Origin of the sequence: Xanthomonas campestris pv. phormiicola, from assembly GCA_025666215.1 — a bacterium.
Taxonomy (GTDB): domain Bacteria; phylum Pseudomonadota; class Gammaproteobacteria; order Xanthomonadales; family Xanthomonadaceae; genus Xanthomonas_A; species Xanthomonas_A campestris_A.
In genome coordinates, this window is sequence record CP102593.1 from 2,311,820 (window position 1) to 2,327,129 (window position 15,310).

Genomic DNA, 15,310 nt, shown 5'->3' on the forward strand with positions numbered 1-15,310 from the left:
CCCGCTGTCGCCAGGACGGTGTTCCAGCTATCTTCTGAGTCCGGACCAGGGACCGCTCTCCATGCAGGACGAACTGCCGCTTGCCGCGATCGACTGCTGTGGAGGACGTGCGCGATGACGACAGGCTTCGCCATCCGCTACGTCGTCTACTGTCTGGCCATCATCGGTTGCGTGTTCTGGATCAACTCCTTTCTGCCGCCGGCTGTCCCCATCGTCGCCGCGCTGGTGTTCTTCGGATTTGCGGTCGTCTACACCGTGTTCCGCTTGCTGGGCGGGCGCGGCCGCATCGGTGTCGGCAGGCTCTGGAAGGAGTTCCTGGATTTCCTTTACGGTCTGGGCTGACCAGCGGGGCAGCGCTGCGGGTACCGCGCATGCGGCTGCCAAGCGCCGGCAGGCCGTCGATCGCTGCGGAACATCACTCGTCCAGGCGCAAGGTCAGGCACTTGGCCGCGCCGCCGGCCTTCAGGAATTCGTCCAGCGGGGTCTGCACCACGCGGTAGCCGATCCGCGCCAACGCCGCGCACAGCTCCGGCGAGGCGCGGTTGAGCAGCAGGCGCTGGTCCAGGTCCACCGCGTTGCAGGCGAAGGCGAGGGCGTCGGCTTCGCCGACCGCGATGCGCTGCGCCGGCGGGATGCGGCGGGCGATGGCTTGCTGGGCGTAGTCGTCGAACGCGCCCGGGTAGTACAGCAGGTAGCCGTCGCGCAGCGGGCAGAAGCAGGTGTCCAGGTGATAGAAACGCGGATCGACCAGGCGCAGCGGCATCACCTCGATGTCCAGCAGGTCGGCCAGTTCGTGCGCGGCCGCAAGGTCGCTGCGATGGCCGTGGCCCATCCACAGCCGGCGTGCGCCACGGTCCAGCAGCGCATCACCGGCGCCCTCGAAGCGCACGTCCTCGGGCAGCGCGCGGATGCGGAAGCCGGCGCGCCGGCACCAGTCGGCGAACAGCGGCTCTTCGCCGCGCCGCTCGGCATGGCGGAAGCGGCTGGGCACGAAGCTGTCGCCGAGCACCAGGCCGGCATTGGCGCTGAATACCATGTCCGGCAGGCCGGCGGCCGGGGCGATCCGCTCGACCTGGGCGCCGGCCGCCTCGGCCGCGGCGACCAGCGCGTCCCATTGCGCCTGCGCGCGTTCGCGGCTGGCGGCGTGGATGTTGCCTTCCATCCAGGGGTTGATCACGTAGTCCACCGCGAAGTGCTGCGGCGCGCACATCAGCAGGCGGTGGCCGCGCTGCGCGGCGGCGGCGGCCTGCGCCGTCGGCTCGGCGAGCGCCAGGTCCGCGTCGTCCTCGATCGCGCAGCCCGCCAGGATTTTCTCGCTCATGCCCGCCTCGCTCCGTGCTGGTGATGCGCAAACGCTAGCGGTGCCGTGTTGCGGACACATGTCTGCTGGGAGCCGGGATTCGGGATTGGGGATTCGGGATGGAACGGCGTACCGGCGTATGCCGGTACGCCGCTGCGCTTACGGCATCGCCGGTTGCAGGCCCACGCCGAGCCGGTTCCAGGCATTGATCAGGGCGATGGCCATGGTCAGCGCGCTGATGCCCGGCGCGTCGAAATGCGCGGTCAGCGCCGCGTAGCAGGCGTCCGCCGGCGCGCCGGCGGGCAGCGTGGTCAGCGCTTCCGCCCAGGCCAGCGCGGCGCGTTCGCGCGCGTCGAAGAAGCGGCTCTCGCGCCAGCCGGCGACGGTGTCCAGCTTGCGCGGTTCCAGGCCGGCCTTGCGCAGGGCCGTGGCATGCATGTCGATGCAGTAACTGCAGCCGTTGAGCTGGGAGACGCGCAGGCACACCAGTTCGGCCAGGTCATGGCCGAGCACGCCTTCGTGCACCTGCTGGCTGGCGCTCAGCAGGGCGCGGAAGGCCTCCGGTTCGTGGCGGGTGTAATCGATGCGATGGAAGTGCATGTGTCTTGCTCCATGACGGCCGCATTGGCCGTCTTCGCAGCAAGGACGCGCGACTGCGCGTGGCCGTGACACCGCGCCGTCGCTGGCCAGGGCTGTCGCGCGGGCAGGCCATGCGTCCCGCCAGCGACGCACCGGGTGGGCATGGCCGCGCCGCGGGCTAGGGCCTGTCATCAATTTAGCAAAATGACCGAGGCGATCCAGTAGATCGCGCCGAGGAAGTTGCAGGCTGTCTTGTCGTAGCGGGTGGCAATGGCCCGGTACTGCTTGAGTCTGGCGAAGAAGTTCTCGATCAGGTGTCGATCCCTGTACAACACCCGGTCGTAGTCACGCTGCACCTTGCGTGTTGGATGGGAGGGGATGACGATCTGCGTCTCCTGTCGCTGCATCGGCTCGATCACCCGTGCGCTGGCGTCGTAGGCTCGATCAGCGAGCAAGGCGCCGACCGACAATCGCGGCAACAAGGCATCTGCACCTTCCAGATCCGAGGCCTGGCCTGCGGTCAGATGAAATGCCACCGGATTGCCCAGCGCATCGACCACCGCGTGGATCTTGCTGCTCAGTCCGCCGCGGCTGCGTCCGATGGCCTGCGGCTCCCCCCTTTTGCCCCGGCGCTGTGCTGATGCGCCCGGACGATGGTGCTGTCGATCATCGCGTATTCGTTGTCCGCGTCTTCTGACAGGGCCTGGAACACCCGTTGCCAGACGCCTGACCGGCTCCAGCGGGTATGTCGTAGGTGGATGACGCGGAAATCACCGAAGCGCTCAGGCAGGTCCCGCCAGGGAATGCCGGCGCGGTAGCGGTACAGCACGGCTTCGACGAACAGTCGATTGTCCTTGGCGGTCACACCGACATGGCCGGCTCGGCCGGGAAGCAGATCGCGGATGCGATCCCACTGATCGTCTCGAAGGGCGTAGCGACGTCTCATTGCAGGGCGATGCGGGAGGGGGCGACAAGCATCGCCTATCTCAGCAATTGATGACAAGCCCTAGCCCCGTGCGGTCAGTGCCGGCAGCTTGTCCGGATTCATCAGCGTCAGCACTTCGACGATGCGCTCGCCGTCGATCACCACCAGCACCGCCGAGTGCAGGCGCGCGCCGATGAAGCGCAGGATCGCCGGTTCGCCGTTGACCGTGCCGATCCGCGCCTGCAGGCCCAGGCCGCGCCGCGCCACCGCCCAATACAGCATGGCGATGCGTTCGGCGCCGAGCAGCGGGCGCAGCGTGGCGGTGACCTTGCCGCCGCCGTCGGACAGCATCCGCGCATTGGCGTCGAGCAGGGCCACGATCGCGCCGCGGTCGCCCTGTTGCGAGGCGTGCATGAAGCGCTCCAGGAGTTGCCGGTGGCGTTGCGGCGCCACCGCGAAGCGCGGCCGGCCGGCCTTGAGCCGTTCGCGCGCGCGATGCACCAGCTGCCGGCAGTTGGCTTCGGCATGCCCGAGCAGCTGGCCGATCTGCGCATAGTCGTAGTCGAATGCCTCCTTCAGCAGGAACGCGGCACGCTCCTCCGGACCCAGCCGTTCCAGCAGCGCCAGGAACGCCACCGACACCTGCTCGGCGCGCGCGTGGCGCTCGGCCGGGTCGGTGTCCTCGGCGATCTCCAGCGGCTCGGGCAGCCACGGGCCGGTGTAGTGGACGCGGGCGCTGCGCGCCGCGCGCAACCGGTCCAGCCCGAGCCGGGTGGTGGTGGTCACCAGCCAGGCCTCCGGGTCGCGGATCGCGGCCCGGTCGCTGGACTGCCAGCGCAGCCAGGCGTCCTGCAGCACGTCCTCGGCGTCGCTGCGGCTGCCGAGCAGGCGATAGGCCAGGCCGAACAGCCGGGGACGTTGGGATTCGAAGGCGGGATCGGGGCTCATGGCGACCAGGACGGAACAGCGCGTGCCGGCGTGACAGCGGGCGAAGCGGTCACTTTGCCCTAAAATGGCCGGGTTTCCCCCCGCCAGCCGTAGAGCCAGCCGTGACCTCGATCAAGCAGGAAGACCTCATCCAGTCCGTCGCCGACGCGCTGCAGTACATCAGCTACTACCACCCGGTCGACTACATCAAGAACCTGGCCGCCGCCTACGAGCGCGAACAGTCGCCGGCCGCCAAGGACGCCATCGCCCAGATCCTGATCAACTCGCGCATGTGCGCCGAGGGCCACCGCCCGATCTGCCAGGACACCGGCATCGTCACCGTGTTCCTGGAAATCGGCATGAACGTGCGCTGGGACGACGCCACGATGGGCGTGGAGGACATGGTCAACGAGGGCGTGCGCCGCGCCTACAACCATCCGGACAACAAGCTGCGCGCCAGCGTGCTGGCCGATCCGGCCGGCAAGCGCGCCAACACCAGGGACAACACCCCGGCGGTGGTCAACACCAAGATCGTGCCGGGCGAGCACGTCGAGGTGATCGTCGCGGCCAAGGGCGGCGGCTCGGAAGCCAAGAGCAAGTTCGCGATGCTCAACCCGTCCGATTCGATCGTCGACTGGGTGCTCAAGACCGTGCCGACCATGGGCGCCGGCTGGTGCCCGCCGGGCATGCTCGGCATCGGCATCGGCGGCACCGCCGAGAAGGCGATGCTGCTGGCCAAGGAAGCGCTGATGGAGCCGATCGACATCGTCGACCTGCAGGCGCGCGGCGCGTCCAACCGGGCCGAGGAACTGCGCCTGGAGCTGTACGAGAAGGTCAACGCGCTGGGCATCGGCGCGCAGGGCCTGGGCGGCCTGACCACGGTGCTGGACATCAAGGTCAAGGACTATCCGACCCACGCCGCCAACCTGCCGGTGGCGCTGATCCCGAACTGCGCGGCGACCCGCCATGCGCATTTCACCCTCGACGGCAGCGGCCCGGTGATGCTGGAGCCGCCGTCGCTGGAAGACTGGCCCAAGCTCACCTACAACCCGAGCAACGCGCGCCGGGTCAACCTGGATACCATCACCCGCGAAGAAGTCGCCAGCTTCAAGCCGGGCGAGGTCGTGCTGCTCAACGGCAAGCTGCTGACCGGTCGCGACGCCGCGCACAAGCGCATGATCGACATGCTCAACCGCGGCGAGACGCTGCCGGTCGATTTCAGCAACCGCTTCATCTACTACGTCGGCCCGGTCGATCCGGTGCGCGACGAAGTGGTGGGCCCGGCCGGCCCGACCACCGCCACGCGCATGGACAAGTTCACCCGGCAGATGCTGGAGCAGACCGGCCTGCTCGGCATGGTCGGCAAGTCCGAGCGCGGCGACGCGGCGATCGCGGCGATCCGCGACAACAAGGCCGTGTACCTGATGGCGGTTGGCGGGTCGGCCTACCTGGTGTCCAAGGCGATCAAGGCCTCGCGCGTGCTGGCGTTCGAAGACCTGGGCATGGAGGCGATCTACGAGTTCGAGGTCAAGGACATGCCGGTCACCGTGGCGGTGGATGCCAGCGGCGAGTCGGTGCACAAGACCGGCCCGCGCGAATGGCAATCGCGCATCGGCAAGATCCCGGTGGTGGTCGAGCCGGCCTGAGCTGGCGCCGCCGCCGGCACGGCGCGGCATGCGAGACTGCCACGGCCGCAGTGATCCGGCTGCGGCGACTTACCAGGAGATTGCATGAGCGCCATCCTGTACTACTCGCCCAGCACCGCCGCCCTGGTGGTGCACTGGCTGCTGATCGAACTGGACGTGCCGCATACGCTGCACGCCCTGGATTTCGAGCGGCGCGAGCATAAAACGCCGGAGTACCTGCAGCTCAATCCGGCTGGCGTGGTGCCCACGCTGGTGCTGGACGGGCAGGCGCTGACCGAGGCGGCGGCGATCGTGCTGCACCTGGCCGACCTGCATCCGCAAGCCGGACTGGCCCCGCCGCTCGGCAGCCCGGCGCGCGCCGCGTACTACCGCTGGATGCTGTTCTGCGCCAACACGCTGCAGCCGGCCTACCGCGCCTGGTTCTATCCGGACGAGCCGGCCGGTGCCGACAACCTCGAGGCGAGCAAGGCGCAGGCGCGGCAGAAGCTGGAGGCGGCCTGGGAGCAGGTCGCGCAGCATCTGCAGGCGCACGGTCCGTACCTGCTCGGCGCGCAGCTGTCGGCGGCCGATTTCATGCTGACGATGATGATGCGCTGGTCGCGCAACATGCCGCGGCCCAGCGATACCTGGCCGGCGCTGCAGGCGCACGCGCAGCGGATGAAGGCGCGTGCCGCGTTCCAGGAAACCTACCGCCGCGAAGGCCTGACCGACTGGACCTGAGCGCGGCGTCGGCAGTGTCGCGCGACGGCCGCCGAGGGCCGCCGCGCGATACCGGCTTCGGGCCGGTCAGGCCTCAGTACCACTCCAGCAGCGACACGCCCAGGCCCACATAGGTGGCGCGGTGGTTGTAGTCGATCATGCTCTCGCCGTAACCGTCGAACACCTGCACGTGGCCGCGCAGCAGGTTGCTGATCGGAAAGCCCCAGTCCAGCTGCACCGCGCCGTGCGAGCGGTCGCCGCTGCGCAGCGAATGCCGCGCCATCAGCGAGATCTCGTGGCCGCCGCGGTTGTAGGTCAGGGTCGCATCGCCGCGGCCCATGTAGTCCTCGATGTCCGGGTTGTTGTCCTGGCGGTCGCTTTCCGGGATCCGGTACCACGGGCGCAGCACCAGCGCCCAGTTCTCGCGGTCCAGGCCGATGTTGAGGATCGCCCGGTTCCAGCTGCGCGAGAACGGATCGCTGCGGCCGTTGGACTGGTGGGTAAGCTGGATCCCGGTCATTCGCCCCTTCCAGCCGAACAGGCTGTAGTTGTTGCGGAACACCAGCGCCAGTTCCGGCTCGTAGTTGGTTTCGCGGAACGGCCGCGACTGCTCGCTGTTGTAGACCTGCCAGCGCGAACTCTGGGTATAGGCGCCCCACAGGTCGCCGTTGTCGCCGAAGATGTTCTCCACGATCTTGGTCTTGAAGCTGAGCTGGAACTTGGCTTCGATGCTGTCCAGCGACTCGGCCGTGGTCACCGTGTTGTTCGGGTTCGGCGAGGACGGGGTCTCGTTCTTCTTGCTGGTCCAGAACGCCGGCAGCAGGTACACCGGCTTGTAGGCGCGCAGCTGGAAGGTGCCCAGCTTGGAATCCTTGGCCAGTTCCCAACGGCTGTCCAGCAGCGAGCCCTTGCCGGCATTGGCGATGGTCGCGTCGTAGCGGTCGCTCTTGAAGATCGAGGCGGCGCGCTGGCGGGTACGTTCGGCCAGGCCGGCGTCCTGCGGGATCGCCGCGTCCAGTTGTTGCTTCTGGTTCTGGCTGGCCATCTTCGCCGCCGCATCGGCGGCCTGCGGATCGGCGACCCGGCGCGACAGCGCCTGGTCGTAGCAGGACAGGCGCGCGGCGTCGCTGGTGATCGCGACGCAGGCTTCGGGCGAGGCAGGGGTGGGCTTCACTTCCTGGGCGTGGGCCAGCGGCATCGCCGCGAAGGACAGCAGCAACAGGGGACGGGCCGGGCGATGGATCATGCAGGTTCTCTCGGAAACAGGCGGCGCGGGCGGGTAGTGCGCTGCCGAGGTGAATGGCCGGCTGCGAAAATACAGCAGCGGCCACAACGGGGTCATCACACGTTCATCTCGCGCTGCCCACAGCGCACGTCAGAACAGCCAGGCCGCCGCGAACAGGCCGACCATCGCCAGCGCCAGGGCCAGCTTGGCGGCGGTGCCCAGGACGATGCCCAGCCAGGTGCCGAGGCCGACCCTGGTCGCCTGCTGCAGTTGCCGGCCATGCCAGTACTCGCCGGCCAGCGCGCCGACGAAGGGGCCGACGAACAGGCCGATCGGCATGAAGAACAATCCCGCGATGCTGCCCAGCAGCGAGCCCCATAGCGCCTTGCGGCTGGCGCCGACGCGCTTGGCGCCGAACACGGTGGCCAGGAAATCGACCAGCAACGACAGCACGGTGAGCACGCCGAGCACCGTCAGCATCAGCCAGCCCACGCGCTGGAAACCGTCGGCCCAGGCCGCCAGCAGCAGGCCGGCGAACAGCAGCGGCATGCCCGGCAGGGCCGGCAGCACCACCCCGGCCAGGCCCAGCACCACCAGCAGCCCGGCGACGATGTAGTAGATGAACGCAGGATCCACGCGGCTCACTCCGGGGTGGTTTTTGGCTTGACAGACAGGGTGTTTTTGCTGATTGCAATTTCATTTTGGCCGCGGTAAGTTTTCAGCCGCTGCGTTTGCAAAGGTCACCGTGAATCGTGGCCCGATGCGGTAGATCCAACGGTCCGCTACAGCGTTATACCTCGCTTCCTCCTTGCAACCAGCCGCCGACCCCACGGCGTACCCACCCCTGAGACGTGTTCCAAGGAGTAAGTCCATGACTGACGGCAATCGCGAAAACGGCACCGTGAAATGGTTCAACGACGCCAAGGGCTTCGGTTTCATCAGCCGCGAGAACGGCGAGGACGTGTTCGTGCACTTCCGCGCCATCCAGACCCAAGGCTTCAAGAGCCTGAAGGAAGGGCAGAAGGTCAGCTTCACCGTGGTGCAGGGCCAGAAGGGCCTGCAGGCCGACGCGGTGCAGCCGGTCTGAACCCGGCGCAGCCGGCGCAGCGCCGGCCGCACGCCCAGCAAAAAGGCCCGCACTGCGGGCCTTTTTGCGTTGCGGCGAGTGCGAGCGTTTAGCGCGGCACCACGCGGCCGTTGACCACGCGCACATAGGTGTTCTCGCGGATCCCGGCCAGATCGCGCTGGTTGACCACGATCACCCGGCCATCGTCCATCTGCACATGCACGTCGTAGGTGTCGCTGGTGACGTTGTTCTGGATCTGGTTGCCGGCCAGGGCGCCCGCAGCGGCGCCGGCGACGGCCGACACGTTCTGATTGCCCTTGCTGCCGCCGGTGTGGTCGGAGATCTCATGGCCGGCGATCGCGCCGACGATGCCGCCCAGGACCGCGCCGGTGCCGGTGGGCGCGGTGCGGCCGGAGGCCACCGTATCGATGCGGGTGACGATGCCGCAGTCCGCGCAGCGGTTGTCCGAATAGCCGCGCGACGGCTGGCTGTAGCCACCGCGGCTGCCATAGCCGGGGGAGGTGGCGCAGCCGGCCAATGCCAGAAAGGCGACGGCGCCAGTGGCCAGTAGATGGATCTTCATGTGTGCTCTCCTCGACAGACGGTGGACCGCGGCAGACCCGCGTTTGCACGCATCCTGTCCGTCGGCATGTGAATGCAACGCCAATCGCCATGGGCGCGCGCTGCCGGTGCGGCGCAGCGTCAGTGGCAATTCATCCAGAAGCGCGATCGCGGGTCAGCGGAAATCGCGATGGCAGGCCTGGCAACCGTCGTCGATCCGATGGGTGAGCTGGTCGAGCGCGGCGCAGGTGGTGGGCAGTGCGGCCTGCGCCGCATCCAGGGTGGCGCGCAGCGTTCCGGCGTGCTGCTGGAAGCGGCTGTCGTCGCTGAGGCCAGGAAACGCGGTTTCCAGGTCGTTGCCGAGCAGGCGCAACGTGCGCACGCGCGGCTGCAGGTCGGTGGCGCTGCAGCGGTTCTGCGCATGGCTGCGTTGCAGCAAGGCCAGTTGCTTGTCCATCACCTGCATCAGGCTGCGCGGGAACGGATCCTGCCGCGCCTGCAGCGCGCGCATCGACATCACGGTCGCGACCAGGCCGATCAGCACGCCGGCGAGCAGCACGAACAGGTAGCGGGAGGCGGTGGAGGCGGGCGGGCTGGCCATGGCGCGGGCGGGCAGGAGGGAAGCGCGATAGTACGCCGCCGCCGGCATCGCGTGGCGCCAGCGCCGCCGTGCCGGCGCCGATGAAATAAACTGCGCGCATGAACGAACAATTGCGTGAGCGCTTCGCCGGCATCGACCGGCTGTACGGGCGCGGGACCATCGAGCGCCTGGCGCACTGCCGGGTGGTGGTGGTGGGCATGGGCGGGGTCGGCTCGTGGGTGGTGGAGGCGCTGGCGCGGTCGGCGGTCGGCCATCTGACCCTGATCGATGCCGACGACATCTGCGTCTCCAACACCAACCGCCAGCTGCCGGCGCTGGAAGGCCAGTACGGGCGCAACAAGGCGCGGGCAATGGCCGAGCGCTGCGTGGCGATCAACCCGGCGATCGAGGCGACCGCGATCGAGGCCTTCCTGACCCCGTCCAACATCGCCGAACTGCTCGGCGCCGGCTTCGACCTGGTCGTCGATGCCTGCGACAGCTTCCGGGTCAAGGTCGAGACCATCGCCTGGTGCCGCCGGCGCAAGTTGCCGCTGCTGACCGTGGGCTCGGCCGGCGGGCGCACCGACCCGACCCTGGTGCGCATCCGCGACGTGTCGCGCACCGAACACGACGCGATGCTGGCGCTGATCCGCAAGAAGCTGCGCAGCGAATTCAATTTCCCCAAGAACCCGCAGCGCTACTTCGGCGTGCCGGCGGTGTATTCGCTGGAGAACGTGCGCTACCCGCAGGCCGACGGCAGCGTGTGCGGGCTGCGCCCGCAGCTGGGGCCGGATGCGGCCTTGAACCTGGATTGCGGCGCCGGCCTGGGCGCGGCCACGCACATCACCGGCGCGTTCGCCTTCGCCGCGGCGGGCAAGGCGCTGGAGATGCTGTTGAAACCCAAGCGGGAGCAGGCGAGCGTGGCGACGGCCGCCGTGCAGGCGGACCACGCGGCGAGAGTCGATGCGGTCTGAGGCGAATTGCGCTGGAGACATCAACGCCTTCGCGCTTGTTCAAACCCTGTGGGAGCGACTTCAGGGGCGACGGGCTTTACCGATAGTGACGCCCCCACTGATGGCCCGGAGGGACCGCCGGTCGTTCCCATGGACGGCAACCCAACGACGTGCCGGCACCCGCCGCGCACCCTCGGGTTGGGGTCAGGCAGGCTGTGCAGCCGGCGTCTGCAGCCCGAACAACTGCTGCGCATTGCGCGTGGTCTGTTCGGCGATCTCCGCGGCGGGCTGGCCGCGCAGCATGGCGATGGTGTCCAGCACCGTGCGCAGCCGCGCCGGCTCGTTGCGCTGGCCGCGGATGGCCGCGTCGGGCTGGTCCGGGGCGTCGGTTTCCAGCAGCAACTGCTGCAGCGGCAGGTCGGCCGCCAGGCGCCGCAGCCGCTGCGCGCGGTCGTAGGTGACCGGGCCGCCCAGGCCGATCAGGAAATCCAGCGACTGCAGTTGCCGCGCCTGTTCCGGGCTGCCGGCGAAACTGTGCACCACGCCGCGCAGGCGCCCGACCTTGCGGATCGCCAGGATCACCGCATCCACCGCGCGCCGCGCGTGCACGATCACCGGCAGGTCGAACTCGCGCGCCAGCCGTAACTGGCCAGCGAAATACCGCTGCTGTTCGGCTTCATCCAGTCCCTCGACGAAGAAGTCCAGGCCGCATTCGCCGATCGCGCAGGGGCGCTCGCGTTCGATCCACTCGCCGAGCAATGGCAGATGCCCGGGCCGGTGCTGGTCCAGGAACAGCGGATGCAGGCCATAGGCCGGAGACAGGCCGTCGGCCATCGCGCAGACCTCGCGCAGCTTCGGCCAGGACGCTGCGGTCACCGCCGGCAGCACCTGCGCGACGATGCCGGCGGCCTGCGCGCGCGCGATCACCGCGGCGCGGTCGCCGTCGAATTCGGCGGCGTCGAGGTGGCAGTGGCTGTCGATCAGGCGCATCGGCCGTCAGCGGCGCACGCGGCGCGCGCTGGACGCGATGGGCTGCGGCTCGGCCGGCGCAGGCGTGCGGGTCTTCCAGTTGGCCAGCAACAAGGTGCCCAGGCCGAACACGATCTCGTCGATGAAGGGCAGCGGGTCGGGCAGCAGCACACTCAGCACGAACAGGCCGGCGGTCAGTTTGAACAGCGTGGGGTAGCGCAATTTGCCGGCCCAGCGCAGCAATGGCAGCACGATCGGGTTAGGCATGGACGATCCTCCGGCAGGGTGATGAAACCGCTAACATGCTTGATATGGCGCCTTTCCGCGCGCCGCACCAGCACGCGCCGCGGATTTTTGCTGAATAGGGAGCGGATCGGTTCAGCTTCGGCGTGGTAATCACAGCATCGTAGACAACGCGGCCAGACCGCAGGAGAGCAACGATGAAGAGCAATACGACAACCATTCTGGTCGCGGCTGGCGCATTGCTGGTCGGCGGCGTGGCCACCGCAGCCTTCATGAACAACCGCGACAAGCAGGAGTTCGCCGGCAGCGGCGACGTGCGCCCGGCCGCCGACAGCGTGGCCGGCGACGCGGTGGCCGGCAACGATGTCGGCGGCAAGCTGGAATACGCCGACGTGGTCCGGGTCGATCCGATCACGCAGAAGGAGCAGCGCTACGCCGAGGTGATCGGCACCGAGCCGCTGCGCGAAACCTCCACCACCACCACCCCGCGCCAGGTCTGCAACGACGTGGTGGTGCAGGAGCGCCTGCCCGAGCGCGACGGCAATGTCGGCGGCACCGTGGTCGGTGCGGTGGTCGGCGGCCTGCTCGGCAACCAGATCGGCCATGGCAACGGCCGCAAGGCGGCCACCGCGGCCGGCGCGGTGGCCGGCGGCTTCATCGGCAACCAGGTCGACCGCAACCACGTCGGCGGCCGTGTGGTCGATCGCACCGAGCGCCAGTGCCACACCGAGAACAGCACCGCCGAGTCCTCGCGCATCACCGGCTACAACGTGACCTACCGCAACGACGACGGCAGCACCGGCACCATGCGCACGGACAGCAAGCCGGGCAGCCGCATCGCGCTGGGCAAGGACGACGTGGTCAAGGGTTACGAGGTCACCTACCGCTACGACGGCCAGGAAAAGACCGTGCGCATGGACGACAAGCCCAGCAGCGACCGCCTGCCGGTGCTGGACGGGCGCCTGGTCACCCAGACCGCCTCGGCCGGCGACGTGATCAGCCAGCGCTGAGCAACGCGCGGCAGCTTGGGGAAAAGGCCGGCCTGGTGCCGGCCTTTTCTTTTTCCGCCGCGCGGGCACGCCGATACAATGCGGCTTTCGCCTGCCGAGTCCTGCCATGCCGCTGCCTTGCGACGATCTGTTCAACGTGGCCGCGCTGCTGAGCGAGGAGGAGCGCGCGATCCGGCAGGCGGTGGCGCGCTTCGTCGACGCCAGGGTGCTGCCGATCATCGGCGCGGCCTTCGACCAGGCGCGGTTTCCGGCCGAACTGGTGCCGGAGCTGGCGCAGCTGGGCCTGCTCGGCGCCACGCTGCCGCCCGCCGACGGCGGCGCCGGACTCAATGCGGTCTGCTACGGCTTGATCTGCCAGGAGCTGGAACGCGGCGACAGCGGCCTGCGCAGCTTCGTCAGCGTGCAGTCCTCGCTGTGCATGTATCCGCTCCACGCCTACGGCAGCCAGGCGCAGCGGCAGCGCTGGTTGCCGGCGATGGCCGCCGGCAGCGCGATCGGCTGCTTCGGCCTGACCGAGGCGCAGGGCGGTTCCGACCCGGCCGCGATGCAGACCCGCGCGGTGCGCGACGGCGACGGCTGGCGTTTGAGCGGCAGCAAGCTGTGGATCACCAACGGCAGCCTGGCCGACGTGGCGATCGTGTGGGCGCAGACCGAGGACGGCGTGCAGGGCTTCCTGGTCGAGGCCGGTACGCCCGGCTTCACCACGCAGGACATCGCGCACAAGATGAGCCTGCGCGCCTCGGTGACCTCGGCGCTGTTCCTGGACGACGTGCGCCTGGCGGACACGCAGCGGCTGCCCGGCGTGCGCGGGCTGAAGGGCCCGCTGGGCTGCCTGACCCAGGCCCGCTACGGTATCAGCTGGGGCGCGATCGGCGCGGCGATCGCCTGCCTGCGCGAGGCGCTGGCGTATTCCGGCGAACGCATCCTGTTCGGGCGCCCGCTGGCGGCCACGCAGAGCGCGCAGATCAAGCTGGCCGACATGGCCCGGCGCATCGCCTGCGCGCAGCTGCTGGCGCTGCAACTGGGCCGGCTCAAGGATGCCGGCGTGCTGCAGCCGGCGCAGGTGTCGCTGGCGAAGTGGAACAACGTGCGCATGGCGCTGGACATCGCCCGCGAGTGCCGCGACCTGCTCGGCGCGGCCGGCATCACCACCGAGTACGGCGCCATCCGCCACGCCTTGAACCTGGAATCGGTGATCACCTACGAAGGCACCGAGACCGTGCACCAACTGGTGGTCGGCCGCGAGCTGACCGGCATCAATGCGTTCTGAACCGGTGCGCGCCGCTGCCATGGCGCCCGGGGCGATAGACAGGCACGAGGAGGCGAGGGCATGAGCATGTTCGATCTGCAGGTGGAAACCGAGCGTCTGCTGCTGCGCCCGCCGAGCGCGGCGGATTTCGAGGACTTCTGCCGTTTCACCGGCGATGCCGAGGCGATGCGCCATCTGGGCGGCGTGCAGCCGCCGCCGGTGGCCTGGCGCGCGCTGGCGGCGCTGGTCGGCAGCTGGCAGCTGCAGGGGTTTTCGATGTTCTCGGTGATCGAGAAGCGCAGCGGCCAGTGGATCGGCCGGGTCGGGCCGTGGCAGCCGCATGCCTGGCCGGGGACCGAGGTGGGCTGGGGGATCGCGCGCCCGTACTGGGGCCAGGGCTATGCGCCGGAAGCGGCGCGCGCCTCGATCGACTGGGCGTTCGCGCAATTGGGCTGGACCGAGGTGATCCACACCATCGCCGCCGACAACGCCAATTCCAAGGCGGTGGCGGCCAAGCTGGGCGCGCGCTACCTGCGCCAGGATCGCCTGCCCGAACCGTTGCAGGCGCACGAGGTGGAAGTGTGGGGGCAGTCGCGCGCGGACTGGCAGGCGCGGCGCTGAGCGGCGGCCGGGCCGGCCGCGTTCACCTTCCCGCGCCGCGCCGGCGGCTAGGCTGCAAGCCCCAAATCGGTCAGGAGTTACGCCCATGAGCCAGTACCGCATCGCCGTCTTCGTCGGCAGCCTGCGCAAGGCGTCGCACAACCGGCGCCTGGCGTTGGCGCTGGAGAAGCTCGCCGGCGACCGCGCCCGCTTCGAGTACGTGGAGATCGGCGACCTGCCGCTGTACGACCAGGATCGCGACCAGGATTACCCCGAGCAGGGCAAGCGCTTGAAGGCGCAGGTCAGCGATGCCGACGCGGTGCTGTTCGTCACCCCCGAGTACAACCGCTCCATCCCCGGCGTGCTCAAGAACGCGATCGACCTGGGTTCGCGGCCCTACGGCGAGAACGCCTTCGCCGGCAAGCCGGCGGCGCTGTGCGGGGTCTCGATCGGCGCGCTGGGCACCGCGCTGGCGCAGCAGCACCTGCGCAACGTGCTGGCCTACCTGGACATGCCGGTGCTGGGCCAGCCGGAGGTGTTCGTGCAGTTCAAGGACGGCCTGATCGAGGCCGACGGCAGCATCGGCAATGAGGACACGCGCAAGTTCCTGCAGGGCTTCGTCGACAAGTTCATCGCCTGGGTCGACGAACTGCAGGCCTGAGCCGGCGCGAAGCTCCGATCGCAGCCCCTGCGACGCAGCATGGCGAGGCTCTGGCGCTTCGCCGATCGCCTTGCGTGGCGGGGCCTGCGCGCAGTTCTCAACGGGTTGTCCACAGAC

The 15,310-nt window shown here is 69.1% G+C and carries 19 protein-coding genes; 9 read left to right on the forward strand and 10 right to left on the reverse strand.

The window, feature by feature from the left end:
• The first annotated feature begins 114 nt into the window (after positions 1-114).
• Positions 115-342, forward strand: coding sequence for a hypothetical protein (locus NRY95_09675; protein ID UYC18193.1), 228 nt, complete (start codon positions 115-117; stop codon positions 340-342).
• A gap of 73 nt (positions 343-415) precedes the next feature.
• Here the strand turns inward: NRY95_09675 and NRY95_09680 are convergent, their stop codons facing one another.
• The 4 genes from NRY95_09680 to NRY95_09695 form a co-directional block, all read right to left on the reverse strand.
• On the reverse strand, positions 416-1,321 hold the full coding sequence (locus NRY95_09680; protein ID UYC18194.1) for an arginine deiminase-related protein: 906 nt from the start codon (positions 1,319-1,321) through the stop codon (positions 416-418).
• A gap of 138 nt (positions 1,322-1,459) precedes the next feature.
• A complete protein-coding gene (locus tag NRY95_09685) occupies positions 1,460-1,900 on the reverse strand; it encodes a carboxymuconolactone decarboxylase family protein (GenBank protein ID UYC18195.1) in 441 nt (146 codons plus the stop codon).
• A gap of 170 nt (positions 1,901-2,070) precedes the next feature.
• Positions 2,071-2,825, reverse strand: a protein-coding gene (locus NRY95_09690; protein UYC18196.1) for an IS5 family transposase whose coding sequence is annotated in 2 segments (ribosomal slippage) — positions 2,071-2,498 and positions 2,498-2,825 — 756 coding nt in all. Because the reading frame shifts where the segments join, the coding sequence is not laid out codon by codon here.
• Between the two features lie 60 nt (positions 2,826-2,885).
• Entirely contained in the window at positions 2,886-3,752 is an 867-nt protein-coding gene (locus tag NRY95_09695) for an RNA polymerase sigma-70 factor (GenBank protein UYC18197.1), read from the reverse strand.
• Between the two features lie 101 nt (positions 3,753-3,853).
• Here NRY95_09695 and NRY95_09700 point away from each other — a divergent pair, with 101 nt between their 5' ends.
• Together NRY95_09700 and NRY95_09705 are read left to right on the forward strand one after the other, a co-directional pair.
• Positions 3,854-5,377, forward strand: coding sequence for a fumarate hydratase (locus NRY95_09700; GenBank protein UYC18198.1), 1,524 nt, complete (start codon positions 3,854-3,856; stop codon positions 5,375-5,377).
• Between the two features lie 84 nt (positions 5,378-5,461).
• Positions 5,462-6,097: a glutathione S-transferase family protein gene (locus tag NRY95_09705; GenBank protein ID UYC18199.1), complete on the forward strand. Its 636-nt coding sequence runs from the start codon at positions 5,462-5,464 to the stop codon at positions 6,095-6,097.
• Positions 6,098-6,170: 73 nt separating this feature from the next.
• On the opposite strand, the gene NRY95_09710 is transcribed toward NRY95_09705, so the two are convergent.
• Both NRY95_09710 and NRY95_09715 read right to left on the reverse strand, forming a co-directional pair.
• Positions 6,171-7,322 (reverse strand): phospholipase A, encoded by a 1,152-nt coding sequence (locus tag NRY95_09710; protein UYC18200.1) that lies wholly within the window; start codon positions 7,320-7,322, stop codon positions 6,171-6,173.
• A gap of 129 nt (positions 7,323-7,451) precedes the next feature.
• Complete coding sequence (locus NRY95_09715; protein UYC18201.1) at positions 7,452-7,937, reverse strand: DUF456 family protein; 486 nt, start codon at positions 7,935-7,937, stop codon at positions 7,452-7,454.
• Between the two features lie 235 nt (positions 7,938-8,172).
• Here NRY95_09715 and NRY95_09720 point away from each other — a divergent pair, with 235 nt between their 5' ends.
• Complete coding sequence (locus NRY95_09720; GenBank protein ID UYC18202.1) at positions 8,173-8,388, forward strand: cold-shock protein; 216 nt, start codon at positions 8,173-8,175, stop codon at positions 8,386-8,388.
• Between the two features lie 88 nt (positions 8,389-8,476).
• On the opposite strand, the gene NRY95_09725 is transcribed toward NRY95_09720, so the two are convergent.
• Positions 8,477-8,950, reverse strand: coding sequence for a glycine zipper 2TM domain-containing protein (locus NRY95_09725; GenBank protein ID UYC18203.1), 474 nt, complete (start codon positions 8,948-8,950; stop codon positions 8,477-8,479).
• A gap of 153 nt (positions 8,951-9,103) precedes the next feature.
• Positions 9,104-9,529, reverse strand: a complete 426-nt coding sequence (locus NRY95_09730) for a hypothetical protein (GenBank protein UYC18204.1) — start codon at positions 9,527-9,529, stop codon at positions 9,104-9,106.
• 98 nt (positions 9,530-9,627) lie between these two features.
• Here NRY95_09730 and NRY95_09735 point away from each other — a divergent pair, with 98 nt between their 5' ends.
• A complete protein-coding gene (locus NRY95_09735) occupies positions 9,628-10,482 on the forward strand; it encodes a tRNA threonylcarbamoyladenosine dehydratase (GenBank protein ID UYC18205.1) in 855 nt (284 codons plus the stop codon).
• A 183-nt stretch (positions 10,483-10,665) separates the two neighbouring features.
• Here the strand turns inward: NRY95_09735 and NRY95_09740 are convergent, their stop codons facing one another.
• Together NRY95_09740 and NRY95_09745 are read right to left on the reverse strand one after the other, a co-directional pair.
• On the reverse strand, positions 10,666-11,451 hold the full coding sequence (locus NRY95_09740; GenBank protein ID UYC18206.1) for a TatD family hydrolase: 786 nt from the start codon (positions 11,449-11,451) through the stop codon (positions 10,666-10,668).
• A 6-nt stretch (positions 11,452-11,457) separates the two neighbouring features.
• On the reverse strand, positions 11,458-11,697 hold the full coding sequence (locus tag NRY95_09745) for a hypothetical protein (GenBank protein ID UYC18207.1): 240 nt from the start codon (positions 11,695-11,697) through the stop codon (positions 11,458-11,460).
• Between the two features lie 248 nt (positions 11,698-11,945).
• Here NRY95_09745 and NRY95_09750 point away from each other — a divergent pair, with 248 nt between their 5' ends.
• The 4 genes from NRY95_09750 (at position 11,946) to NRY95_09765 (ending at position 15,193) form a co-directional block, all read left to right on the forward strand.
• Positions 11,946-12,683, forward strand: coding sequence for a glycine zipper 2TM domain-containing protein (locus NRY95_09750; protein UYC18552.1), 738 nt, complete (start codon positions 11,946-11,948; stop codon positions 12,681-12,683).
• A 106-nt stretch (positions 12,684-12,789) separates the two neighbouring features.
• Positions 12,790-13,953 carry an acyl-CoA dehydrogenase family protein gene (locus NRY95_09755; GenBank protein ID UYC18208.1) on the forward strand — a complete coding sequence of 388 codons (1,164 nt, stop codon included), beginning with the start codon at positions 12,790-12,792 and terminating at the stop codon, positions 13,951-13,953.
• A gap of 60 nt (positions 13,954-14,013) precedes the next feature.
• Positions 14,014-14,553, forward strand: a complete 540-nt coding sequence (locus NRY95_09760; protein ID UYC18209.1) for a GNAT family N-acetyltransferase — start codon at positions 14,014-14,016, stop codon at positions 14,551-14,553.
• A gap of 85 nt (positions 14,554-14,638) precedes the next feature.
• On the forward strand, positions 14,639-15,193 hold the full coding sequence (locus NRY95_09765) for an NAD(P)H-dependent oxidoreductase (GenBank protein UYC18210.1): 555 nt from the start codon (positions 14,639-14,641) through the stop codon (positions 15,191-15,193).
• The last annotated feature ends 117 nt before the right edge of the window (positions 15,194-15,310 follow it).